The organism is Pseudoduganella aquatica, from assembly GCF_009857595.1.
GTDB lineage: Bacteria > Pseudomonadota > Gammaproteobacteria > Burkholderiales > Burkholderiaceae_D > Rugamonas > Rugamonas aquatica_A.
Window position 1 is genome coordinate 12,226 of record NZ_WWCU01000013.1, and the last position, 22,985, is coordinate 35,210.

Annotated in this window: 14 protein-coding genes; 2 read left to right on the forward strand and 12 right to left on the reverse strand. The window is 66.8% G+C overall.

The features are described from left to right. Position 1: 1 nt before the first annotated feature. The 3 genes from GTP77_RS13255 to GTP77_RS13265 form a co-directional block, all read right to left on the reverse strand. Positions 2-3,007 carry an ExeM/NucH family extracellular endonuclease gene (locus GTP77_RS13255; protein WP_161072639.1) on the reverse strand — a complete coding sequence of 1,002 codons (3,006 nt, stop codon included), beginning with the start codon at positions 3,005-3,007 and terminating at the stop codon, positions 2-4. 135 nt (positions 3,008-3,142) lie between these two features. Next, positions 3,143-4,129 carry a TIGR03790 family protein gene (locus GTP77_RS13260; protein ID WP_161072640.1) on the reverse strand — a complete coding sequence of 329 codons (987 nt, stop codon included), beginning with the start codon at positions 4,127-4,129 and terminating at the stop codon, positions 3,143-3,145. A gap of 145 nt (positions 4,130-4,274) precedes the next feature. Next, on the reverse strand, positions 4,275-4,820 hold the full coding sequence (locus tag GTP77_RS13265) for an FxDxF family PEP-CTERM protein (RefSeq protein WP_161072641.1): 546 nt from the start codon (positions 4,818-4,820) through the stop codon (positions 4,275-4,277). 322 nt (positions 4,821-5,142) lie between these two features. Between GTP77_RS13265 and GTP77_RS13270 the strand changes: the two genes are divergently transcribed. After that, the gene (locus tag GTP77_RS13270; protein WP_161072642.1) at positions 5,143-5,343 is read left to right on the forward strand and encodes a heavy-metal-associated domain-containing protein; all 201 of its coding nucleotides are present in this window, start codon (positions 5,143-5,145) and stop codon (positions 5,341-5,343) included. Positions 5,344-5,358: 15 nt separating this feature from the next. On the opposite strand, the gene GTP77_RS13275 is transcribed toward GTP77_RS13270, so the two are convergent. Beyond that, positions 5,359-6,066: a glutathione S-transferase gene (locus GTP77_RS13275; protein ID WP_161072643.1), complete on the reverse strand. Its 708-nt coding sequence runs from the start codon at positions 6,064-6,066 to the stop codon at positions 5,359-5,361. Between the two features lie 121 nt (positions 6,067-6,187). Between GTP77_RS13275 and GTP77_RS13280 the strand changes: the two genes are divergently transcribed. Continuing rightward, positions 6,188-6,949, forward strand: coding sequence for a sulfite exporter TauE/SafE family protein (locus GTP77_RS13280; protein WP_161072644.1), 762 nt, complete (start codon positions 6,188-6,190; stop codon positions 6,947-6,949). On the opposite strand, the gene cueR is transcribed toward GTP77_RS13280, so the two are convergent. The 8 genes from cueR to GTP77_RS13335 all read right to left on the reverse strand — a co-directional run bounded on the left by cueR (position 6,939) and on the right by GTP77_RS13335 (position 22,932). Then, entirely contained in the window at positions 6,939-7,325 is a 387-nt protein-coding gene (cueR, locus tag GTP77_RS13285) for a Cu(I)-responsive transcriptional regulator (RefSeq protein ID WP_161072645.1), read from the reverse strand. The genes GTP77_RS13280 and cueR overlap by 11 nt on opposite strands. 3 nt (positions 7,326-7,328) lie before the next feature. Then, positions 7,329-8,171 (reverse strand): FecR family protein, encoded by an 843-nt coding sequence (locus tag GTP77_RS13290; RefSeq protein ID WP_229202182.1) that lies wholly within the window; start codon positions 8,169-8,171, stop codon positions 7,329-7,331. Between the two features lie 45 nt (positions 8,172-8,216). Continuing rightward, the gene (locus tag GTP77_RS13295) at positions 8,217-9,794 is read right to left on the reverse strand and encodes a ShlB/FhaC/HecB family hemolysin secretion/activation protein (protein WP_161072646.1); all 1,578 of its coding nucleotides are present in this window, start codon (positions 9,792-9,794) and stop codon (positions 8,217-8,219) included. Positions 9,795-9,843: 49 nt separating this feature from the next. Then, entirely contained in the window at positions 9,844-10,605 is a 762-nt protein-coding gene (locus GTP77_RS13300; RefSeq protein WP_161072647.1) for a FecR family protein, read from the reverse strand. 16 nt (positions 10,606-10,621) lie between these two features. Then, positions 10,622-17,806 (reverse strand): YDG domain-containing protein, encoded by a 7,185-nt coding sequence (locus GTP77_RS30200; protein ID WP_187358711.1) that lies wholly within the window; start codon positions 17,804-17,806, stop codon positions 10,622-10,624. 33 nt (positions 17,807-17,839) lie between these two features. After that, the gene (locus GTP77_RS13325; RefSeq protein ID WP_161072648.1) at positions 17,840-18,892 is read right to left on the reverse strand and encodes a ShlB/FhaC/HecB family hemolysin secretion/activation protein; all 1,053 of its coding nucleotides are present in this window, start codon (positions 18,890-18,892) and stop codon (positions 17,840-17,842) included. 125 nt (positions 18,893-19,017) lie between these two features. Continuing rightward, on the reverse strand, positions 19,018-21,270 hold the full coding sequence (locus tag GTP77_RS13330; protein ID WP_161072649.1) for a CHASE2 domain-containing protein: 2,253 nt from the start codon (positions 21,268-21,270) through the stop codon (positions 19,018-19,020). Between the two features lie 3 nt (positions 21,271-21,273). Then, positions 21,274-22,932, reverse strand: coding sequence for an HD domain-containing phosphohydrolase (locus GTP77_RS13335; RefSeq protein ID WP_161072650.1), 1,659 nt, complete (start codon positions 22,930-22,932; stop codon positions 21,274-21,276). Positions 22,933-22,985 lie beyond the last annotated feature (53 nt).

Here is a 22,985-nt window from a genome sequence, read left to right on the forward strand (position 1 = left end):
CTTAGAAAGTGCCGCTATAGAATTTCGGGCTGTAGCCAAACACGCCGCGAGATGGATTGGTGAAGATCAACTGGACGTTCATGGTGGCGCCCGGCGCCAGTGTCGCGCCGGCGACGTTGACATACGGCGCACCATCTTGCGTGCCGCTCGCATTGTCCAGCGTCACGCCGGCGGTCAGCGCGTTCAGCTTGACGATGAAGGGACCGCTCAGCGGCGCGGCGCTGGTGTTGGTCACATTGACGCTGCCGACGTATTTCTGCGTCATGCGGTTGTAGATGGCGGAGATCTGCGTCATCTTCACGCTCGCGCCCAGGTCGACGAACTTCGGCTGCAGGTTCAGGCTCACCACCACCGGATCATGGTCCGAGGCGCGGTAGGCCAGCGCGTTGTACAGGTCCTGCGGCTTGCCGTCGGTGTTGTAGTCGATCACGGTCGGCTCGTCGGCGTTCAGGTGCCATTCGGCGGCGCCGGCCACTTGCGGGCTCAGCGAGGCGCTGGCCAGGGCGTGGTCCAGGTAGCCGCTATTGCTGCCGAACACGTAGGAGTACGGCATGCCTTGCGGACGCACAAAGCGCTCCAGCTGGTTGACGAAGCCCGCGTTGGTCATCACGAAGACCGGGTCTTCCATGCCGTAGGAGTTCATGTCGCCGATCAGCAGCACGTCCGGATCGCCGGCGGCGGCCACCACTTGCGGCACGAAGCTGTTCACCAGGCGCGCTGCCTGCAGCTTGCGGGTGTTGTTCCAGCAGCTCTGGCTGTCGCCCTTGTCGGCGTCCAGGCCGGTGCCGGACGGGCAGCTGCCTTTCGACTTCAGGTGGTTCACCACCAGCGAGAACTTCTCGCCGTTGTTGGCCTGGAAGGTCTGCGCCATTGGCGGACGGTTGTTGACGCTGTCGTCGTCCGACAGCGCGCCGCCCACCAGCGTCAGCCTGGATGGCTTGTAGATCATGGCGACGCGGATGGCGTCGGTGCCGGTGGCGGCAGGCGCAGGCACCACGGCGTACACCGGCGAGCCGACGGCCGCATTCAGCGCGTTGGTGAGGTAGGTCACCGCGTAGTCGCCATTGTTCTGGATTTCCATCAGGCCGTAGACGTCGGCGTCGATGGCTTTCAGTTCGGCCACGATCTTGTCGCGCTGGCGCTCGAACTCCGCCAGGTTGTCGGCGCCGCGGCAGTTGCTCAAGGTGGTGGTGCTGCCGACCTTGCAGCCCGGGGTGGTCTGGCCTTCCACGTTGCGGCCATTGGTGAAGGTGGTGAAGAAGTTCAGCACGTTGGCGCTGGCCACTTTCACGTTACCCGGGGCCAGCACGGGTGCATCTTCGCGCGGATTGGTGCGCGAGAACACCGGCGGCGACACGGGCTGCAGCTTGAAGGTGGTGATGCTGCCGCCGGCGGCGCCGAAGTCGATCACGCCCACCAGGTCGGTGACGGTGTCGCCCACGCGCACGGTGCCATCCTGGCCGATGTAGGGGATGGTGGGCGGCGTGACGAACAGGCCGTCGTCCAGCACGATCATGCCGGCCGCGTTGGACGCCGCCAGCGCAAGCGCTTCCGGCGAACGCGCAGGGTAGCGGTTGGTCGGCACTTCCAGGCGGCCGTTGGCCAGCGTCAGCTCGCCGCGGTCGCCGAGGAACTCGGCCTGGTTGACCGTCAGCGGACGGTTGAAGCGCACCAGCATGCCTTCCACCTGGGCCAGGTTGTCGCCCAGTTCCACGTTGACCGGGGTGATGGCCGGGCCGTCGCCCATCGGCACCACGGCGCTCACGTCCTTGAACTCGGTGTAGGAGCGCTTGGCGCCGGTCGGCACGTATTCGTACACCAGGCCGGTCACGCGGGCGATCTGGCCCACTTGCACGGTCGGCGCCGTGGAGGTGAAGACGAAGATGCCGTCCGAGCTGGTGACGTCGTTGTCGCCGACCGGATCCTGCATGAAGAAGCCGTTGGACACCTTCAGCGTCACCACGCCTTCGGCGGTCTGGACGGTGTTGGCGTAGGGGCTAGGGGTGTCGCCGGTGCTGGCGCCCTGGATTTGCGGAATGGTCTTGGTCGGGGTGGCCAGGCCGGTCACCTTCACGGTCACCGGGCAAGTGGCGAACTGGTTGCCGTCGTTGGAGAACTCGATGGTGACCGGGTAGCTGCCCACACCCAGATTGGACGCCGCGCTCAGGCTGACGTTGGCGGTGCCGCCCACCGCGCCGGCGGCGGTGAAGCCGTCCAGGCCGATGCCGGCCAGCGCGCCGGCCGAGATCCTGGCGCCGGTAACGATGCTGTCCTCGTCGGTCGCGCTGAGCGGCACGCTGCCGCTATAGCCTTGCGCGACGGACAACGTGGATGGGCAGGTGGCGACGATGGGCTTGACCACCGTGGCGCCGCAAGCCAGGATCACGGAGGTGTTGCGCGGATTCGGGGCCAGCACTTCGAAGTCGGCGCCGTTGTTGTCGGTGTCGGTGCAGCCGTTGCCCTTGCGCAGCGCGGCGGTCAGGTTGCCCAGCGTGCCGGTCGGGGCGTTGCCCTCGGAGAAATTGGCGGTGCTGCCGTAGCCAACCAGGTCGACCAGTGCCGCGCCGCTGGGATTGACGACGGTGAAGGCGGTGGTGGTGTTGCTCAGCGCAACCTTGCCGGCGCCCGCCGCCATCGCCAGCGTGCCGACCTTGTCGGCCGTCACGGTGGTGGCGGTGCCGCCCGCGCCCGCAGCTTCCTGGACCATGTAGTACTGGCCTGGCTGCAGCATGACGTTGGTCAGCGGCGTGACGGCCCAGCTATTGCCGGTGGCCGACGCGTACTGCACGCTCCAGCCGTTGAGCGACACGGCCGTGCTGCTGCGGTTATAGAGTTCGATGAAGTCGTGTTTCAGCAGCGCGGCGCCGGAGCCGGTGCCATTGCCGCCCGCGCCATACACCTGGCTGATGACGACGGCCGAATCGGCCAAAGCGGGAGCGGACAGGCTGGCCAGCAAGGCGGCCAGCACGGTGAGGCGGCCTGGCGCGGCGGGGGCGGATGGTTTCATATGCGGTCCTGGTGTGGGAAGCGTTAACAAAATGATTTCTATAGTTGCTATCCGCATATTAATATAATCACATGACAAATTGATGACTCGTCATTAGTCCGAACGGACTAAAGTTGTAACGATCCGACAAATGTCTCAGTTGCGGCGCTCGGTTGCAACGCTCAGTTGGCGATAAGGCGCGGCGAGCGGCTCGCCGATAAACACGCCCTGCGCCGGCCAGGACACGCTTTTCCAGTAGGCTTCCAGGGCGGTATCGCCGTTCAGGTAGTGGCGCAGCAGCACCGTGGGATGGGGGAATTTCTGCCAGTAGTTGCAGGGTTCGCTGACGGTGCCGTAGCTGGCGGTGGCGCCCGCCTCCAGCCAGCGCAGGCTGCTCATCTGCGTGGCGCCGTACAGGTCGCCGCCAAAGGAAGTCAGATGGTCGGCCAGGGCGCCGGGCAGGAAAGCCAGCGTGTCCAGCTTGTCCACCTTCGCCATGCCGGTCTGGTACAGCATGATGTCGCGCGCGCCTTCGAGCGCGTCCGCCTTCTGCCGGTGGATGGTGAGCTTGCGCTGCGCCAGCACACCGGCGCGCGGATAGTACGGCACGCGGCTGTTGCGCTGCGCTTCGCTGGTCTCCAGGTAGTAGGCGCCGGCGGCCGGCACGCGGAAACCGCTGGCCACGCCACGCCCTATCAGCGCCTTGCCCTGCTCCACCGAATCGGCCGGCAGCAGCATGGCCAGGCGCAGGCCAAGCGCGCTGAACGGCCGCGCCATGGCGGGCCCGGCGGCGTTGAAATAGGCACTGGGTTTGCCCGGCTGGCAGGTTTTGGCGCACAGTGCGCTGTCCAGGCCCAGCGTGTAGGCGGCGGTGATGCCGTTGCATTCGACCGCATAAGGCGCGGTCCACACCATCAGCACGGCCTGGATCTCCGGCCCCAGCCTGGCGTCGATGTCTTCCTTGAGCTGGCGGAACTGCGCGGCGCCGAGCTTGCGCGGCTTGCCGGGTATGCGCACGTGCACCATGTTCCCGGCTGGAATGCCGCGCTGCTGGCGGTAGTATTCGCCCAGCTCTACGCTGTTGGGGTCGTCGTCATTGATCACCACGGCAAGCTGGGCCGGCAGGATGGCGGCACTGGCCATCGGCGCGGCTGCGCAGCAGCACAATGCCGCGAGCGCGGCGAATAAGCGGAGTAAGCGGAAAATAGGATCTCCTGGCGTAAAAACGGAAGCCGCAGCCTCCGTTTTTTATTATAGCGCCGTCAGGCGCCACGCCACGTTGGCGGCATCAGGCTTGAGAGTCCGCCTGCTGCTTGCGGCGGCGGGCCAGGAAACCCAGCACGCCCAGGCCGCCCAGCATCATGCCGTAGGTGGCTGGCTCCGGCACCGGCGCCAGGGTCAGGTGGCCGGCATAGCTGGCGTCGTTGGCCGACAGCACGGTGCCGCTCACTTGCAGGTAGTAGCTGCCGGCGCTCAGCGGACCCATGGAATTGATGGTCCAGACATCGGCCGCGCCGTTGCCGTGGTTGCTGCCGCCCAGCACCAGGCCGGCCGCGTTGTACAGGCTCAGGCCGGTGATATCGATATTCTTGAGCGGACCGGCGCCGGGCGACACCGAGATCACGCCGCCGACGAAGTTGCTCAGGTTGCCGCTGGTGAAGGTGAAGCGGTCCGTGAACAGGTCGCCCACGCTGTAGGCGGTCAGGTCGCGGCCGAAGTGGGCCGTGTTGCCGGTCAGTGCGGCGGCGGTGGTCTGGCTGATGTCGGCGGCGTGCGCCAGGCTGGCGCCGGCAGTGGCGCCGACCAGGGCCAGCGCGACTGCGATGGATTTCATTTTGATCATAATACCCCCGTAAAAAAGGATGAAAGGCAGGAAAGCTGTCGTGTGCGCACAAGACTGCCCAGGCATCCTAGCATGATCAAAACGAAACATTAACAAGGAAATACGTAAAAATTTCCTTTAAAAAACAATGTCTTACGTAAATTTTGAGGCTGCACGGGCTGGCAAGCCCGGCAGTTAGCGGCCTCCCGCGCCGCCGTCCGCAGCGGGTAGGAATAGGCCTACAAAAACGCGAGCCATAGAGGAAGCAGCGCCAAGCTTGACCTTCCCATCGTGGTAAGGGTTACAGTAAGCACATCACAACAAGGAGGTCGATATGTATCAGCTGAAAGTGGAAGAGATGAGCTGCGGGCATTGCGTGGCCAGCGTGACCAAGGCCGTGAAGGCGCTCGATGCGCAGGCCAGCGTGGCGGTGGACCTGGCCGCCGGGCAGGTGAAAGTGGAGTCCAGCGCGGCGCTGGAAGCGGTGAAGGCGGCCATCGCCGGCGCGGGCTTCCCGGTCAGCGCGGCCCGGTAAGCTGCACGGCCCACCTCATTCCAGCTCGGGGTAGCGGCGGAAGATGCCGTCTTCGTTAAAGGGGATGCGCCGCTTCGATGCCAGGTAGGCGGCAATGTTGGGCCGCACCGCGACCATGCCGTGCAGCACCATCAAACCGGGCCAGCCGGGCTCCAGCTTCGCCATCGCTTTCGGGAAGGCGTAGCGCAGGCCCTCGATCAGCTGGAAGATCGACAAGTCCACGTAGCTCAGACGCTTGCCCACCATGTGACGGCCGCCGTTGTTTTGCAGGATGTGCTCGAAGTAGCCGAGGAACTTGGGAATGCGCTCGGCGGTGAAATCGGCGGCACGCTTCTTCGCTTCCGTCTTCTGCTCTTCGTAGTACAGATTGGTGGACACCGGATGGTGCGTGTCATGCGCTTCGTTGACGATGTCGGCGATGGTGAGCTGCAGCTGGTGCGCCCACAGCCAGCCCGCTTCGGCGCGCGGCGCCAGGCCGTGCTTGCGGCCCAGATAGAGCAGGATGTTGGCGGTCTGCCCAATCAGCAGCTCGCCCGCGCGCAGCACCGGCGGCGCAAACGCGGCGCGCACTTCCTCGTGCGGATCGATGGCGGCCTCCGTGGGCTTCATGCCGCCCTTGCCGCGCGCCACGTCCCTGTAGGCGGCGCCCGCCTCCTCCAGCGCCAGCCGCACGAATTCGCCGCGCCCCTGGATAGTGGGCCAGTAGTACAGTTCATACACCATCGCCTGCTCCATCTCGTTGGCGGTTTGAGGTCTCGCGGATAGTATAAAGGCAAAGCCTGAATCGGCAGGTGCCGCATCAGCCTGCGGGACAGCGTTGCAGCAACGCCGTTATAATCCCCGCATGTCCCCCGTCCCCCCACTCGAACTCCACACCGTCCTGCTGATCGCCGCCGCCGGCCTGTTTGCGGGGGTGCAGAACGCCCTCGCGGGCGGCGGCTCCTTCATCACCTTCCCCACCCTGCTGCTGGCCGGCCTGAACCCCGTGGCGGCGAATATGACGTCCACCATCGCCATGTTCCCCAGCCAGACCACGTCCGCCATCGCCGGCCGCAAGCTGGTGGGCGGCGTGGGCGGGCTGTCGTTCCAGCAGCTGTTCGCCATCAGCGTGGGCGGCGGCGTCATTGGCGCCATCCTGCTGATGGTCACGCCGCCGCTGTTCTTCTCCAAACTGGTGCCGTGGCTGGTGCTGTTCGCCACCTCGGTGTTCGCCTGGGGCAGCTTCCGCAGCCAGCCGCTGCACGCGGTGGCCGGCATGCCCACCGGCGCGCTGGTGGCGGTGCAAAGCTGCATCGCGGTGTACGGCGGCTATTTCGGCGGCGGCATCGGCTTCCTGATGCTGGCCGCGCTGACCATCGCCGGCCAGCAGATCCGCATGGCCACGGCCACCAAGAACATGCTGGCGATGGCGATGAACGCGTCGGCGGCGGCCATCTTCGCGTTTTCGGGCATGATCAGCTGGCCTGCGGCGCTGGCGCTGTGCGCGGGCGGCATTGCGGGCGGCTTGTGCGGCTCGTGGCTGATCCACCGCATGCCGGAACGGCTGATGCGCGGCTTCGTGGTGGCGGTCGGCGCGGCGCTGACCGCGTGGATGTTTATTCGCTGAGCGTTTGCAGGATGGGGCAGTCGGGGCGCTGGTCGCCGTGGCAGCAGGATGCCAGCGTGGCCAGCGTGTCGCGCATTTCCGTCAGCTCGCGGATGCGCTGGTTCAGTTCGTCCACGTGGGACAGCGCGATTTTCTTCACGTCCGCGCTGGCGCGCGCGCTGTCCTGCCATAGCGACAGCAGGCCGCGTATCTGTTCCAGCGCGAAGCCCAGTTTGCGCGCGCGCTTGATGAAGCGCAGCGCGTGCAAGTCCTTCTCGCCGTAGATGCGGTAGCCGGCCTCGCTGCGCCGGCTCTCGCTGACCAGGCCTATGCTTTCATAGTAGCGTATCATCTTGGCGCTCACACCCGATGCCTGCGCAGCCTGGCCGATATTCATCGCTTAACGAACCTCGCAGTCTATCGTGTTCGATTTGCCCTGCGGGCCGGTGCTGCTGGTCGGCGTCGACGAATTGAAAGCAGGCGGCGGCGTGAACGGGATGCCGGGATTCACAGGCAAAATGACTGGCGGCTGCCTGAAGTTCGGCGTATAGCCGAACTGGCCGGCGGAGAAGTTAGCCGTGCCGGCCGGGTTGGTGACGTGGATCAGGCCATCGAGCACCTGCACATACAGGCCCGGCGCCCGCTGGGTGCCGGGTGTGGGCAGCACCAGCGGCCCTTGCGCCAGCTGCAGCGGCGCGACCGGCATCACGCTGTCGCCCAGCGCGGCGGTGCTGGCATTGAGCCAGGCCTGCAGCGAAGCCAGGGCGCGCTCTTCGTCGGGCGGAACGTATTCGGCCAGGAAGGTGGTGCCGCGGATGCCGATCGTGGCGCTCGGCGTTTTCAGCTCGAACTTTTCCTTGTTGCGCTTGCCCAGCAGGCCGGTTACGGAACGCAGGCCGCCCTTCACCAGGCTGAAATTGGCGGCGTCGCCGTCCGGCTTGGCGTTGTCGAAAGCGTAGCTGTCGATCTTCATGGTGGTGGCCGGCTTGAGCGTCATCTCGCTGTTGTCGATGAAGCGCACCATGGCGTAGGTGTTCTTCTCGGTGACCAGCGTGTCGCCGCTCTCCACCTCGGACTTGAGCGACAGGATCTTGACCGCGCCGCTGGCCTTGCGCGCCAGCAGCGGGCCGCTCAGCTGCACCACGGTGCCGGCCACTTGCGCCGCCAGGGCCAGGGTGCAGCTGCACCACAGCAGCAGCGCCAGCATGGCTTTTGTTGCAGACAGTTTTTTAGGCAGACTCATTTTGTATTCCCGATTCTTCGTGTAAGGCGCGCAAGTGCATCACGCTCAGTAAGACAAGCCCAGCCGGACGTGCAGGCGGTTGCCGCCGCTGTGCCCGGTGTCCCCGGCCTGCAGCACATGGCCGTAGTCCAGTTGCAGGTTGACGTAGGCGCCCATGGCCACGCGCAGGCCCAGGCCCGTGCTGCCTATGCTGCTGCTGCCGGGCTCGCCGGGCAGCCCGTGGTTGCGCTTGGCGTAGGCGGCGTCGTAGAAGGCCAGCGCGCGGCACTGCCAGCGCTCGTTCTTGCACAGATCCGGCGTGTACAGCTCCAGATTGGCGCTCAGGCCGCTGTCGTTCGATACCTCGCGTTCGCTGAAGCCGCGCACGGAACCGGCGCCGCCGGCGCCGAACTGCTCGCCCGGGATCAGCGCGTCCGCCGTCAGCTGGCCGTTGACGATGGCGCGCAGCTGCCAGTCCTGCGGCAGGCTGCGGCTGTAGCTGCCCGACAGGCGCAGCAGGTTGTAAGCCGCCTTGGCGCCGGCGCGGCTGAGGGTGAAGTCTTCCTGGCTGCCGCGCGAGCCGCCGGCCACGTTGTGCACCAGCGTGACCGAGCCGCCCAGCTCGGTGCCGCCGCTGCTCCAGTTGCCGACATAGTTCACACTCAGCGGATGGACCGTGACGTCGTTGCCGAAGTTGGTCCCCAGCGCCAGCACGCTGTTCTTGAAGGCCTTGTAATCCACCCCGTAGACCAGGCGCGACTCGTAGTTGCCGCGCTTGGCCAGGCCGTGCGTGTAGCGGGTGCCGAACACGGCGCCCTTGCCGCTGACCGCCAGGTCGAGAATGCCGGCCGACACGGTGCCGGAGTCGACGTTGGAGTAGCTGCCGAAGAAGTCCAGCGAGTCGTTCAGGCTGTACAGGGGAATGTGGTAGCCCACGCCGTACACTTTCACCGCGCCGGGCTTCTCGGCCGTGGTGGTGTACTGCAGGCTGGCCACATGGTCGCGGCCCCACAGATTGGCATGCTGCAGCACGAAGCCCAGGTGGGTCTTGCCGGTCTGCCCGGTGCCGGTGTTGTCGGCGTTGAGCATGGCCTTCCAGGGGTTCTCGTCCGTGGTTTCCAGCGACGCATCGACTTCGCCGTCGGTATCGCTGCTCTGCAGCTTCAGGTTCACTTTCTTGGCCGGATTTTCATTGGCCAGGCGCAGATTGCCGGACACCTCGGTCAGATTCGGCGTCTTGCCCTCTTGCAGCGCAGGCAGGCTGCGGCGGATATTGGCTTCGTCGAAATGCTGGTTGCCCTTCACCTTGACGCGGCCTATCCTGGTCTCCACCACGTTCAGGCGCACCACGCCGCGGTCCAGTTCCTGCTCCGGCAGCTCCACCGTCACCACGTTGTAGCCGCGCGCCTGGTAGGCCGCCTCCAGCGCTTCCAGCGCCCGCTGCACGTCGCCAAAGTCGCGCTGCTTGCCGGTGTAGTTGGCCACCAGGCCGGCCACCTCGGCGGCGGGCAGCAGAGTGTTGCCCGTCACCTCGAAACGGCTGATTTCAAAACGAATCACGGCATCGGGCTCGGCTGCCCAGGCTGAGGTCACGGCGGCGGCAAGCACACTGCCTGCAAAAAAGCGCGCTAGTTTCAATGTCATATTGGCTCTTGGTTTTTTCTGATGCTGCGTAGGTATTTCAATCGGATTCTCAGTAAGCATCGGCGGGCGGCGGCGGCGAGAACGACGCGGGCGGACTGAACTGGATACCGGGGTTGGCGGTCATTTTCACCGGCTTGGTGGTCAGGTCCTTGATGTAGCCGAACTGGCCGGGATCGTACTGCCCCACACCGGCCTGGTTGGTCACGGAGATGCCCCCGTCGCTGACATAGACGTGCAAGCCGGGCGGCAAGCCGCCGGCCGGCGGCGGCGCGGGCGGAATCATGCTGCCCGACGGCGGCGCGGCCTGCTCAGGCGCGGCGCCCGCCTCCACGAACTCCAGGATGAAGGTGGTGCCGCGGATGCCGATGTTGGCGCTGGGCGTGCGGATCAGGAATTTTTCCTTGCTGCGCTGGCCCAGCAGGCCGCTGACCGAGCGCATGCCGCCCTTCAGCAGCTGGAAGCTGGCCTGGTCGTCGGCCTGCTTGCCGCGCGCAAAAGCGAACTGCTCCACCTGCAAGGTGGTGGACGGCTTCATGATGACTTCGCTGTTGTCGATAAAGCGCAGCTGCGCGTAGGCGCCGGCCTGGGTCAGCAGGGTGTCGCCGCTTTCCACTTCGGAGCGCAGCGCCAGCGGCTTGACGCTGCCGTCCGGCTTCCGCGCCAGCATGGCGCCGCTCAGCTGCACCACCGTGGCCGCCACCGGTGCGGCCAGCGCCGCGCCAGGCAGGGCCGCAAGGGCGGACAGCAGCAAGCCGGCCGCAAGGACGCGGCGGCGGGCGAGACGGCTGGCGGGGCGGCAAGAAAGCGGCATGCGGACGGCCATGGTCTTAATTGCAGTACATCTTCTTGGTCGGCTCGGTTTTCACCGCGCTGAGGCCGGTGGCGCCGCTGTCCTTGCTGTCCTCCTTCTTGCCATCATCCTTCTTGGTGTCCGCAGGCTGGCTACTGGCGGCGCTGCTGGAGCCAGCGCTGCCCGCGCCGGCGCCGTCGGGGGTAGAACCGGCCTGCTTGCCCGGCGTGCCGGCGGCGGTGTTGATGATGTTGACGGTGGAATTGAGCGCCTGGCCCACCGGCGCGGTCGAATCGTTCTGCGCTGCCGCTGCGGCCGCGTCGGCGGCCTGCTTGGCTGCGGCCGCGTCGGCGGCTGCCTTCGCTGCCGCCTCCGCCGCCGCCTTGGCTGCCGCATCGGCTGCCGCTTTCGCTGCCGCGTCCGCTGCTGCCTTGGCCGCCGCGTCGGCTGCCGCTTTCGCTGCCGCGTCCGCTGCAGCCTTGGCTGCCGCGTCGGCTGCCGCTTTCGCTGCCGCGTCCGCCGCCGCCTTGGCTGCCGCATCGGCTGCCGCTTTCGCCGCCGCTTCCGCTGCTGCCTTGGCTGCCGCTTCTTCCGCTGCGGCCTTGGCTGCCGCTTCTTCCGCTGCCGCCTTGGCCGCCGCCTCTGCCGCTGCCTTCGCTGCGGCTTCCGCCGCCGCCTTGGCTGCCGCTTCCGCTGCCGCCTTCTCCGCTGCCGCCTTGGCTGCCGCTTCCGCTGCCGCCTTCTCCGCTGCCGCCTTGGCCGCCGCTTCCGCCGCCGCTTTCTCCGCCGCAGCCTTGGCCGCCGCTTCCGCCGCCGCTTTCTCCGCCGCCGCCTTGGCCGCCGCTTCCGCTGCCGCCTTCTCCGCCGCAGCCTTGGCCGCCGCTTCCGCTGCCGCCTTCTCCGCCGCCGCCTTGGCTGCCGCTTCCTCGGCTGCCGCTTTGGCCGCCGCTTCCGCCGCCGCCTTGGCTGCCGCTTCCTCTGCCGCTGCCTTGGCCGCCGCCTCCGCCGCCGCCTTCTCTGCTGCGGCCTTGGCTGCGGCTTCCGCCGCCGCTTTCTCCGCCGCCGCCTTGGCCGCCGCCTCCGCTGCCGCCTTGGCTGCCGCCTCCGCTGCGGCCTGGGCTGCCGCTTCCGCTGCCGCTTTGGCAGCGGCCGCAGCCGCAGCCGCGCTGTCGGTCAGGACAGGCTGGCTACCGCCCTGGAAGATGCCGCTCGGCGCCGAGATCGAACCATGCGGTGCGGTCAACCGGACCGCGCCGGCGCCGGTGATGTGCATATCGGGATCCGCCGTGATACTGCCCGTCTGCGCCTGCAGGTTGATGCTGCCATGACTGCTGTTCAGCATGCCGGCCAGGGCGATGCCGGTGCCGGCCACCATGGAGATATTATGGTTGGCCTGGAGATTGGCGTCCTGCGTCAGGGAAATCCCGGTGCTGGCCGACAGGCTGATGCTGTCGGCCACCAGCGTGTCGCTGATGGTGATCGGGCTATGGGCCGTCAGGAAGATCGCGCCGCCGCCCGCTGACAGCGTGCCGGCGGTGTAAATGCCGCCCACGTTGTCGATCAGCAGACTGCCGGCAGTGGTGCTCAGCGGTCCCACCGCGAGCTGCTCTTCGCCGCTCAAGGTGTTGTACAGACTGATGCCGCTGCCGCCGCTATTGCTACCGCTGAAGTGCAGCACATGGTTGCCGCTGTTGTTGAGCGTCACGCCGCCCTGCGACGATACCGTCAGGGTACCGGTGTTCAGCGCGCCGTTCTGGCTGATGCCGCCCCCGCCCTCGCCCGTGTACAGCGCGATCGACTCGAGCGCCGAAATCGATCCCACCACCAGGTTGCCGGTGTAGTGATGGATCGTCACGGTGCCGGGAATGGCGATGCTGCCGCCGCTCTGCGCGTACTGCGAATTCACGGTGAGCCCCGTCAGGCCGCTGATCGTGCCACCGCTCTGGTTGAAGGTATTGGTCGTCAGCCGGCCGCTGCTGCCGCCGTTGAGCGTGCCGCCGGTTTGCGCGTAGCTGCCGCTGGTCAGGCTGCCGACCAGGTTCAGGCTACCGCTGGTCAGGCTGAGGGCGCCGCCGGACAAGCTGGACGTATCGCCACTCGTCACGCCCAGCGTCAGCGCGCCGTCCCTCATGGTCAAGCCCTGCCCGTGCACGGAAGTCAGGCTGTTCAGCGTGGTCGCGCCGCCGTCGTAGATCACGGCGCCGCCATAGGCGCTCAGTTCGGCGGCAATCACATTGCTGGCCGTCGGCACCGCGCCGCCGGCCCAGTTGCTGGCGTCGCTCCACAGATTGTTGCCCGCGCTGCCGGTCCAGATGGCCTTGCCCAGCTGCGTGATGTTGGCCGTCAGTGTGGGCGCCGCCAGCACGTAGTTGCCGGAGTCAGCGCTGGGGTCCAGCGACAGGCCCGACACCGTCACCGTTTTGCCGTTGCCGACGTTGCGGTCCGCAAAGCTGCCGCTCATGCTGGACGAGTTCAGCAATACATTGTCGCCCAGGATCACGCCGCCCAGGTTTCCGCCCTCGCCCACGTTCAGGGTGACGCCGGTGCCGCCGTTGTAGGCCCGGTTTTGCGCCGTGATGCCGTTCACGGTCAGCGTGGCCGGCGTAATGCTCGCGCTGACATTGCCCGGCATGGCGCCGGTCACCTGATAGTTGGCGCCGTCGGCGCCGCCCAGCGACGCCAGGCCTTCGAAGGCAATCGCCTTGTTGCTGCCCACGTTCTTGCCGCCGGTGAAATAGGCATGCACCGTGCCCAGCGTTACCACATCGCTGCCGAACACGCCGCTGAAGGTGGCGTTGCCCACGGTGGCGTTATTGGTGCCGTCGTAGACCCGGTTCACGCCGGTCAATCCGCTGATGCTGAGCGGCGCGGCGCTAATGTTGGCGTAGGTGGTGGTGTACGGCAGGTAGTTGCCCGCATCGGTACCGCTCAGCGTGAGCGGCACGCGGATGGATTTTTCCACGCCCACATTCTTGTCGCTGAAGGTGTAGCCGCCGGCCAGCGCCGCCGTGACGGTATCGCCCGACAGCCCGTGGACAGACCAGTCGCCGGCGGCGTTGACCGTGGCGGCCGTGGTGCCGTTATAGACACGGTTCACACCACTGATGCCGCCGACGCTCAGCGCCGCGCGCGTGATTTCGGCGTCGCTGTTGTAGGTAGTCTTGAGCGTATAGTTGTTGCTCGCGGCCGACTCGTTCAGGTGCAGCTCGACGCCGCTGAGGGCCTTGCCGGTGCCGGCGTTCTTGTCGGCGTAGCTGGCCGATACACTGGCCGATACGACATCGTCATATGCCACGCCAGATAGCGTGGCGCTGGCATTGCTGAAGGTGGTGGTGCCATCGTAGACCTTGCTGCCGCCTATGGTCGCCGTCAGCTCGCGCCGCGTGATTGCCAGCGTCGGCGCGCCGGCCGCGTAGGTGATGTCGTAGGCGGTCGAATACAGGCCGCCGGTGCTGTAGGTGCCGACGTTCTTCGCCGCTCCCCAGCCCAGGGTGCCGCTCAGCGAGTCGCCGTTGAGCAGGCCGTCGTAGGTGGGCGTGCCGGTGTAGGTCGGCAGCGCGTTGCCGTACACCGCGCTGGCATTGCTGCCGGTGACAGTTACGGTGACAGGCGTCAGGAAATTTTTCAGCAGCGGCGTGGTATAGCCGTCATAGATGCGCCAGACATCTCCGGTGAAGAAGCCGTCGAAGCTGCTCTGCAGCTTGGTCTGCGCCGTGGTCAGCCCGATGCCGCCGGCGGCGTCCGTGCTGCGGCCAGCCTTGGTGGTGTCGTAATAGCCGTGCACCACCTGGGAGCCGTTGGTAAAGCCGACCAGGCCATTGACGCCGGTGCCGAACCCGCTGCCGTCCACCTGGCCGGTGGCATAGGCATTGGTGATGGCGCCGGCGGCGAATTCGCCCAGCAGGCCGCCGGCGTTGTTATGCACAAAGTCGGTGCTGCTGCCCCGGTGGCTGACGTTGCCGCTGGCGTAGACATTGCTGAGGCTGGCGGCGGATTGGCCGTCATAGCCGTTGCGTCCCACCAGGCCGCCCACATTGCGCCCGGCGGCCACATTGCCGGTGGCGTAGGAGCGCGCTATGGTGCCGTAGTTGTCGCCCACCAGGCCCCCGACGATTTCACCGATGGTGGCCACCGCGCCGCTGGCGTAGGAGCTGGTTACAGTGCCGCTATTGGTGCCCACCAGGCCGCCGGCGTAGCCCTGGCCTATGGTGTCCACGGCGCCGGTGGCGAAGGATTTTGTAATGGCGCCGCTGTTGAGACCCACCAGTCCGCCGATGCTATTGGCGTCCATGGCCGCATGGCGGCCGGTCACGGCACCGGTGGCGCTGGATTCGGTGATGTTGCCAGTAGTGTTGCCAACCAGGCCGCCCGCATTGCGGATGCCGCTCACGCTGGCGGAACTGGCCACTTTTTCGATGGCAATGCCGGAATTATAGCCCGCCAGCGCGCCGACATTCTCCGTGCCCGTGACCGAGCCGCCCTGCAACACCACGTTGCGGACGGTGCCGCCGGAATTGCCCGCCAGCGCGCCGACATTGGCGGCCCCCGTTACCGAGGCGCCCTGCAATACCAGATCGCGGACGGTGCTGCCGCTGCCCAGGTGGCTGAACAGGCCCACGTTGTTAATTTCGGGGCGGTTGATGACCAAACCGGTGATGGTCTTGCCATAGCCGTCGAAAATGCCGCTATAGGCATAGTCGCTATTGCCTATGGGCTTGAAGCCGGCGCCGCCGTTCCACAGCGAGGTGCCGGTGGCGTCGATATTGCCACCCAGCGTAAAGGCCAGGCTGGATCCCAGCGTGGCCACGCCCTGCAGGCCGTATACATCGGACAGCATATAGCCCGAGTCGCCGGTACCGTAGCCGCGCAGGAAGGTGCCGCCGCTCAGGCGGAAGTCCTTGGCGCTGAAGGCCGGCAGCGTGTTGGCATTTTGGCTCCAGCTGCCCTGCACCAGGTTGAAGGTGCCGTCGACCGCGACGCTGCCGGTGGCAGCGATATCACGCGATGCGCTCAGCGTCAGTCCGCCAGTGGCGACCGCCGCGCCCAGCGTGATGTCGTGCGTGGCCGTCAGCGCGAGCTGCTTGCCAAATGCCAGCGACGCGCTGACCAGAATATCTTTTTCGCCGCCCGTGACCGTCACTTGCAGCTCGTTGGCCGTCACCGAGGCCAGGTCGGCCGTGCTCAGCTCCAGCGTGCCGGCCGTGTCGGTGGTGGCGCCGATATTGATGGCATTGCCCGACTTCAGCAGCACCGACGGCGCCGTCAGCGTGCCGCCGGCCAGCGTCATCTTGTCGCTGTTCAGCTCGATGCTGGCGCCGGAGGTGACGCCGCCGCTGTTGGTGATGCGGTGGCCGGCGCCGGCCAGCGTGGAAAGGGCCACGGCGCCGCCCGCCGTGACGGTGCCGGTCACGGCCAGGTCGCCATTCGCCGCGCTGACCGTCAGATTGCCGCCGGCGCTGCTGTTGCCCAGCTTGAAGCTCTGGCCGCTCAGCGTGATATTGCCGGTGCGCGAGGTGGAGTTCAGCGTCGTGGCGCCGGACACGCCGTTGCCCGTATTGTCCAGCGTAATGTCGCCGGCCGCGAGGGCGCTCAGGCTCTTCGCCGTCAGGCCGTCGACCGGGCTGGTGGTCTGCACGATGCGCCCGGCGCCGGCATTCAGGTTCAACGCCGCATTGGGCGCGGAGATGCCGGCTTTCAGGAAGATGTCCTTGTCGGCCTGCAGCGTCAGGCTGCTGGCACTGGTCCAGCCCACCGCATTGATGACGTGGATGGAACCGTCGCCGGTTCCGCTGCTATTGGTGGTGCGCACGGTCACATCCGTGGTGTCCAGCAGCGCTTGCAGCGCGCTGGTGGTCAGCAGCGACTCGTGCGCCACGCTGGCGATTTCAAAAATCTTGCCGGTGAGGTCCTGCAGCAGCGGCGGCGCGGTGAGCGGCATGCCGCCGCCGTAGAAGGCCGCCAGCGCGTTGTCGGCGATGTAGATGTCGGTCGGATCGAGCAGCAGCGTGCCGCTCTTGCCGCCCGGCGCCTGGGCGCGGGTATCGACCTTGCCCTGCATGTCGAGGTAGTGGCCCGAGGTTTCCACCAGGCCGCCGTCGCCGCCCTGCGCGCCGCCGCGCGCGGACAGCTGGCCGAACACGCGGGTGGCGCCGTCGCTCCAGGCGATGATCTTGCCGCCGTCGCCGCGCACGGTGGCGTCGGCGCGCACGCTGGCGTCCGCGCCGATATAAGTCTGCCGGGCATGCGGCACCGCCGCGTTCTGTCCCTGGTAGTCGCCGCCGATCAGCACGCTGCCGCCGCCGGCCGCGCCGCTGGCGTCCACCGCCGCGTTGCCGCTCAGTCCCACGCGCTCGCCCAGCAGCTGGATCTCGCCGCCCTTGCCGGCGCTGTTGGTGGCGCTGGTCTGGCTGCCCGCCTCCAGCATGGTGGTGCTGTTGGCGCCGCCGGCCTTGAGCACGATCTTGCCGTTCTCGCCCACCGTCGCGCTGTCCGCGTTGATGCGGCCGCGCTGGTTCACCAGCGCGCCGTAGATGCCCACCTTGCCGCCCGCCGCCAGCACCTGGCCCAGGTTCAGCGCCTGGTCGGCCGGGGCCGACACCACCACGTGCACGTCCGGGTTGGCCGAGTCCACCAGCTGCACGCTATTGCCCGCCGCCAGCACCACTTCGCCCTGCGGCGAGGTGATCACGCCGCTGTTCTCCACGCCGGAGCCGATCAGGTAGACCTGGCCGCCGGACGGGGTGGTGATGCTGCCCTGATTGATGACCTTGCCGGCGCCGGCGCCGCCGAAGTGGTTTTTGCCGGCCAGGAAGTCGCTATTGCTGATGGCCAGACTGGAGGCCACCAGGCCGTTGACGTCGACCCGCGCGTCCTTGCCGAACAATATGCCGTTCGGGTTGATCAGATAGACCTTGCCGTTCGACTGCAGCGAGCCGAGGATTTTGCTGGGATCCTGGCCGACGATGCGGTTCAGCACCTTGCTGTCGCCGCTCTGCTGGATAAAGCGTGTGATCTCGTTGGGATTGATCGAGAAGTTCTGCCAGTTGATGATGGTGTTCGGCGTATTCGTAATCGAGTACAAATTGCCTTGCTGGAGGAAGGTGGCCTGGCCGGCGACGACCTGCGGTGTGCTGGGGTTGCCGTAAGCGGAGCCGTAGCAAGCTGCAACCAACACCGCGAGCAGCTTGCGCCGCATGCCTTGGGGAACCGGACCTGTCATCATCGTACTTACCTCATTGTGCATATTTTTAGCGTGTCACCAGCTCAGGTCTACCCTGACGTGCAGGCGATTTTTATCTTGTGACGGCATCTGGCTGGAGCGCAGCACATGGCCGTAGTCCAGCTGTACATCCACATCGCGGGAGATATTGACGCGCAGGCCCACGCCCACGCTGCCGATCGATTTCGTGCGCAGCTCGCCTCCCTGTTCGAGGTTGCGCTTGATCAGCCCCTTGTCATAAAACACCAGTGCGCGGCATTGCCAGCGCGAATCGCCGCACAACTGCGGCGAGTATAGCTCGACATTGGCGGTCAGTCCGCTGTCATTTGCCAGGTCGCGGGCGCTAAAACCACGCACCCGGGCGCCGCCGCCGATGCCGATCTGCTCCCCCGCCACCAGCGCGTCGCGCGTGTACTGCCCGTTCACGGCGGCGCGCATCTGGAAATCGCGCGGCAGCTGCCGGGTCAGGCTGGCCGCCAGCCGCACGATGCTGTAGCGGGCGTCCGCGCCGGGCCGCGCCCGGCTGAAATCGTCCTGCCCGCCGCGCGCGCCGCCGGCCAGGTTGTGCAGCACAGTCACCGAGCCGTTCAGCTCGCCCTTGTCGAACAGCCAGTTGCCGCTGTAATTCAGGCTCAGCGGATGGACCGTCACGCCGCCGCCCGCTTCGCCGTCCTGCTGTCCGCCGTCGGCGCGGAAGGCCTTGATGCCGGCGCCCAGGTTCAAGCGCCCCTCATGGCTGTCGCTCTTGGACAGCAGCTGGCTGTAGCGCGCCCCCAGCATGGCGCCCTTGCCGCCCTCCTGCCAGGTCCGGTCTTGCCAGGCACGGTCTTGCGAAACAAATTCGGCCTGGTTGTAGCCGCCGTACAAGTCCAGCGTGGCACCCGGCGTGGACGCCGGCAGGCTGTAGTCGATGCGCACGCCGCCGCGCAAGCGGCCGTCCGCGCCATTCTTCCCAGCCGCCCCGCTGTTATCCAGGGTCACGGTTCCGGACAGGGCGGGCTTTTCCGCTTCCTGGCCGCCGCAAACAACCGCGCCGGGAGCGGCGGCGAAGGCCGCTCCAGCCAGCAGTTGCACGACGCGGCATCGCATGATGGCCTCCGCCAGGACTTGACTTGAAAGAAATGGATGTTTCTCTCAGTTTAGTCCGAAATACGGCTGGCGTCCGCATTTTTCGCGGCTTTGATGCATTTCCGCACAGATACTTTTTGTCGTTTTTACTTGGTATCGAAAGTCGTTACGCCGTCCCAGCCGGCGCCCGGCGGGTGCGCCCGGTGGTGCGCCACACGCTCCAGATACAGTTGGTACAGGCCGTGCGGCGCCCCGGCCTGCAGCGCCTCCAGCGCCGCCTGGGCCGCGTCCCACTGCTGGCTGCGCACCAGGGCCAGCGCCGCGTGCCAGCGCGCCAGTTCGTCCCGGGCCGGCTGCGCCAGCGCGCTGTCCAGCGCCAGCGGCTCGAAAATGGCCACCGGCTCGTTCTTGCCCTTCACGCGCACCAGGTCCAGCTCGCGGTAGGCGAATTCCGGCGCTTCGGCGCGCGTGACCTCGCCCACGGCGATGCCCACGCCATACACCTTGGTGATGCCTTCCAGCCGCGCCCCCAGGTTGACCGCGTCGCCCATGACGGTATAGGCGCGGCGGATCTCCGAGCCCATGTCGCCCACGTGCATCTGGCCGGTGTTCAGGCCGATGCCGATTTTCAGCTCCGGCCAGCCGCGCTGCAGGAAGTCCTGGTTCAGCCGCTGCGCGCTGGCCTGCATCAGCAGTGCGGTGGCCACGCCCCGGCTGGCGTGGTCCGGGAAGGCCACCGGCGCGCCCCAGAAGGCCATCACCGCGTCGCCTATGTATTTGTCCAGCGTGCCGCGGTGGCTGTCGCGGATGTCGGTCGACATCGCCGTCAGGTAGAGATTGATGTACTCGCGCAGGACTTTCGGCGTCAGGCCTTCAGAGATGGTGGTGAAGCCGCGCACGTCGACGAACATCACGGTCAGCTCGCGGCTTTCGCCGTCCATATTGTACTTTTCCGGATTTTCGGCCATCTCGGCCACCAGTTCGGGCGCCACGTATTCGCCAAAGCGCGACACCAGCGCGCGGCCGCGCCGCACCTCGAAGAAATAGCCCCATGCCACGTTCAGGATGAACAGCGCCAGCGCCAGCACCAGCATGGACGAGACGTTGAACACGAGGTCGTGCGCGCTGTACAGGTAGAAATTGAAGGCCGCCGCCGCGCCGCCCGCCAGCAGCGCCAGCAGGATGGACCAGGCCGGCGCCAGCACCGGCAGCAGCAGCGCCAGGAGCAGGCCCAGCACCAGCAGCTGCACCGCCTCGAACTGCGAAGCGTAGTCGGGCCGGAACTTGAAGCTGCCGTCCAGGATGGAGCTGATCATATTGGCGTGGATTTCCACCCCGGGATACTGGGCGTTGACCGGGGTGGCCCGCAAGTCGTTCAGGCCGGGCGCGGTGGTACCCACCAGCACGATGGCGCCGGCCAGCTGTTCGGCCGGCACGGCGCCGCGCAGCACGTCGGCCGCCGACACGTAGCGGTAGCCGCCGCCCTGCGGGCCGCCGGGGCCGCGGTACTGCACCGTGGTGGTCAGCCCCTCGCCGACCGGGATGCGGATATTGCCTTCCGCGTGGAACAGGCCGATGGCTTCCAGGCCGCCGTTGGCGCGTTGGGACTCGGACAAGGTGTCCACCGTGCCCTCGAACAGGGGGTTGATGGCGCGCGCCCGCAGCGCCACGGCGGCGGTGGCCAGCGAGAGCGTTGGGTAGTAGCCCTGGCCGATCTTTTGCAGCAGCGGCGTGGAACGCACCACGCCGTCGCGGTCCGGCATGGCGGTGAAGATGCCGGCGCTGAGCGCGGCCGACTGCAGGCGCGCGATATTGGCCTCGTAGCCGGCCACCTTGTAGGCGTCCACGGTGCGGCCGTTCAGCGCTTCCTCGGTGAACGCCGGTTTCGGCAGCATGCCCTTGGCCTGGCTGCCGGACAGGTTGTAGCCCAGCACCACCGGCTGGCCTTGCAGCGCCTGCGCCAGCAGGCCGTCGTAGTCGAGCTGCGGCTGCAGGCGCGCCAGCTGGCCCTGCAGGCCGGGCACTTGCTGCAGCTCGCCCTGGGCCAGCTGTTTCAGCACGTCATAGCCGGAACTGGTGTCCGGCTCGGGGAAGGAGACGTCGAAGCCGACCGCCGCCACTTCGTATTTCACGGTGAGCTGTTCGACCAGCCTGGCCATCACGTTGCGGCTCCACGGGAAGCGCCCCACTTCGGCCAGGCTCTTCTCGTCGATGTCGACAATCACCACGCGCGGGTCGAGCACCGGCGTTTCCAGCCGCATGCGCAGGCCGGAGACGAAGGTATCCATGCGGTCCAGCGTGTCCGCGTGCAGCACGTTGGCCGTGTGCAGGATGGCGGCGGCGCACAGCAGCAGCCCTAGCAGCCAGCGCGCGCCGTATTTTTGCAATAGCCTGGCCATCGGCTACGGGGTGTAGCCGGGGATCTTGGACTCGTCCACATGGTCCAGCTGGCGCTCGTCCACGTTCTTGTGCGCGAAGTTCAGGTAGACCTTCTGGCGGATGAAGATGTCGAACAGGTCCGGATCGATGTGGCCGTTCAGGCTGAAATTGCCCAGGATGCGCAGCGACTCGGACAGCGGCTTGCCTTTTTTATACGGCCGGTCGCGCGCGGTCAGCGCCTCGAAAATATCGGCGATGGCCATGATGCGCGCCTGCACCGACATCTGGTCCTTGGTCAGCCCGCGCGGATAGCCCTTGCCGTCCATGCGCTCGTGGTGGCCGCCGGCGTATTCCGGCACGTTCTGCAGGTGCTTGGGCCACGGCAGCGACTCCAGCATGCGTATCGTGACCGAAATGTGGTTGTTGATTTCCTTGCGTTCCGGCTCGGTCAGCGTGCCGAAGCGGATGTTCAGGTTCTCGGTCTCCTCGGCGGTGAGGAAGTCCTGCTCCTCGCGCACGAACGGCCGCTCCTCGGCGCCCGGCTCCTTCTTCTGCACGCGCGGGCCGGTCCAGCGGTAGCCGGCGATCTGGCGCACGCGCTCCTGGTCTTCCGGCTTCATGCCCTCGCCGCCCACATTGGCCACGCGCAGGAACTGGCGGTCCCGCTCCAGCTGCGCCAGCTCCTCGGCCAGGGCCGCGTCGATGGCGGCGTGGTCGCCGCCGGCCAGCTTGGCCTTCAGCGCGCGGATTTCGGCGTCGCGCATCAGCACTTCGAAGCGGGCGCTGACCATGTGGATGCGGTCGAAAATGGTTTCCAGCTTGGTGCCCTTGTCCACCACGTGGACCGGCGTGGTGATCTTGCCGCAGTCGTGCAGCAGGCCGGCCAGCCACAGTTCCTTGCGGTCGCCGTCGGTCATGCGGAAGTCGGCCAGCGGACCGCTGTCGGCGTTGTGCACCGCCTCGGCCAGCATCATGGTCAGTTCGGGCACGAACTGGCAGTGGCGGCCGGTGTAGGGCGATTTTTCGTCGATGCCGATGTTGATCAGGTTGACCAGCGCTTCCAGCAGGTCTTCCAGCTGCTGGATCAGGCGCTGGTTGGTCAGCGCCACGGCGGCCTGCGCGGCCAGCGCCTCGATAAAGCGCTGGTCGGTGGGCGAGAAGGCGCAGATGGCGCCGGTGCCCGGATCTTTCGCGTTGACCAGCTGCAGCACGCCCACCAGCTCGCCTTCGTGGTCGGTCATCGGCACCGTCAGGAAGGACTGCGAATGGTAGCCGCGCTGCTGGTCGAAGGAACGCATGCCGGAGAAGTTGAACACGTCGGCCTGGTACACGTCCTCGATATTCACCGAGAGCCGGAAGTTGGCCGAGTAGGCCGCCACCGAGGACAGGTTTTTGTCGCCCTGCTCGTCGTACAGGGGCACGGCCGGAATGTCGATCTTGTCGCCGCTGGCGCCGCCCTGGCGTATGCCCAGGGTGTCGTTGACGGAAATGTGGAAGCACAAGCTGGCGCCGTCGGCGCTGGGGCGGTACAGCGTGCCGCCGTCCGCATGGGTCATGCCCTTGGCCACCATCAATATGCGTTCGAGCAGCTGGTCCGTGTCATGGCTGGCGCCGAGCGCCACGCTCAGTTCCGTCAGCTGGTCCAGCCGCTGCGCGATTTGTATGTGGTTCAGCTCTTGCATGGTGTTTTTACAATCTTTGGTGCATAGACGATATTGATTAGAAGTGTAGCCTC

Excerpts from the sequence above, each read along its gene's own strand:
- GTP77_RS30200 (WP_187358711.1), bottom strand. The coding sequence starts at position 17,806 with ATGATGACAGGTCCGGTTCCCCAAGGCATGCGGCGCAAGCTGCTCGCG.
- GTP77_RS13265 (WP_161072641.1), bottom strand. The coding sequence starts at position 4,820 with ATGAAATCCATCGCAGTCGCGCTGGCCCTGGTCGGCGCCACTGCCGGC.
- GTP77_RS13260 (WP_161072640.1), bottom strand. The coding sequence starts at position 4,129 with ATGGCCAGTGCCGCCATCCTGCCGGCCCAGCTTGCCGTGGTGATCAAT.
- GTP77_RS13295 (WP_161072646.1), bottom strand. The coding sequence starts at position 9,794 with ATGACATTGAAACTAGCGCGCTTTTTTGCAGGCAGTGTGCTTGCCGCC.
- GTP77_RS13255 (WP_161072639.1), bottom strand. The coding sequence starts at position 3,007 with ATGAAACCATCCGCCCCCGCCGCGCCAGGCCGCCTCACCGTGCTGGCC.
- GTP77_RS13325 (WP_161072648.1), bottom strand. The coding sequence starts at position 18,892 with ATGCGATGCCGCGTCGTGCAACTGCTGGCTGGAGCGGCCTTCGCCGCC.
- GTP77_RS13280 (WP_161072644.1), top strand. The coding sequence starts at position 6,188 with ATGTCCCCCGTCCCCCCACTCGAACTCCACACCGTCCTGCTGATCGCC.
- cueR (WP_161072645.1), bottom strand. The coding sequence starts at position 7,325 with ATGAATATCGGCCAGGCTGCGCAGGCATCGGGTGTGAGCGCCAAGATG.
- GTP77_RS13270 (WP_161072642.1), top strand. The coding sequence starts at position 5,143 with ATGTATCAGCTGAAAGTGGAAGAGATGAGCTGCGGGCATTGCGTGGCC.
- GTP77_RS13290 (WP_229202182.1), bottom strand. The coding sequence starts at position 8,171 with ATGAGTCTGCCTAAAAAACTGTCTGCAACAAAAGCCATGCTGGCGCTG.
- GTP77_RS13330 (WP_161072649.1), bottom strand. The coding sequence starts at position 21,270 with ATGGCCAGGCTATTGCAAAAATACGGCGCGCGCTGGCTGCTAGGGCTG.
- GTP77_RS13300 (WP_161072647.1), bottom strand. The coding sequence starts at position 10,605 with ATGCCGCTTTCTTGCCGCCCCGCCAGCCGTCTCGCCCGCCGCCGCGTC.
- GTP77_RS13275 (WP_161072643.1), bottom strand. The coding sequence starts at position 6,066 with ATGGTGTATGAACTGTACTACTGGCCCACTATCCAGGGGCGCGGCGAA.
- GTP77_RS13335 (WP_161072650.1), bottom strand. The coding sequence starts at position 22,932 with ATGCAAGAGCTGAACCACATACAAATCGCGCAGCGGCTGGACCAGCTG.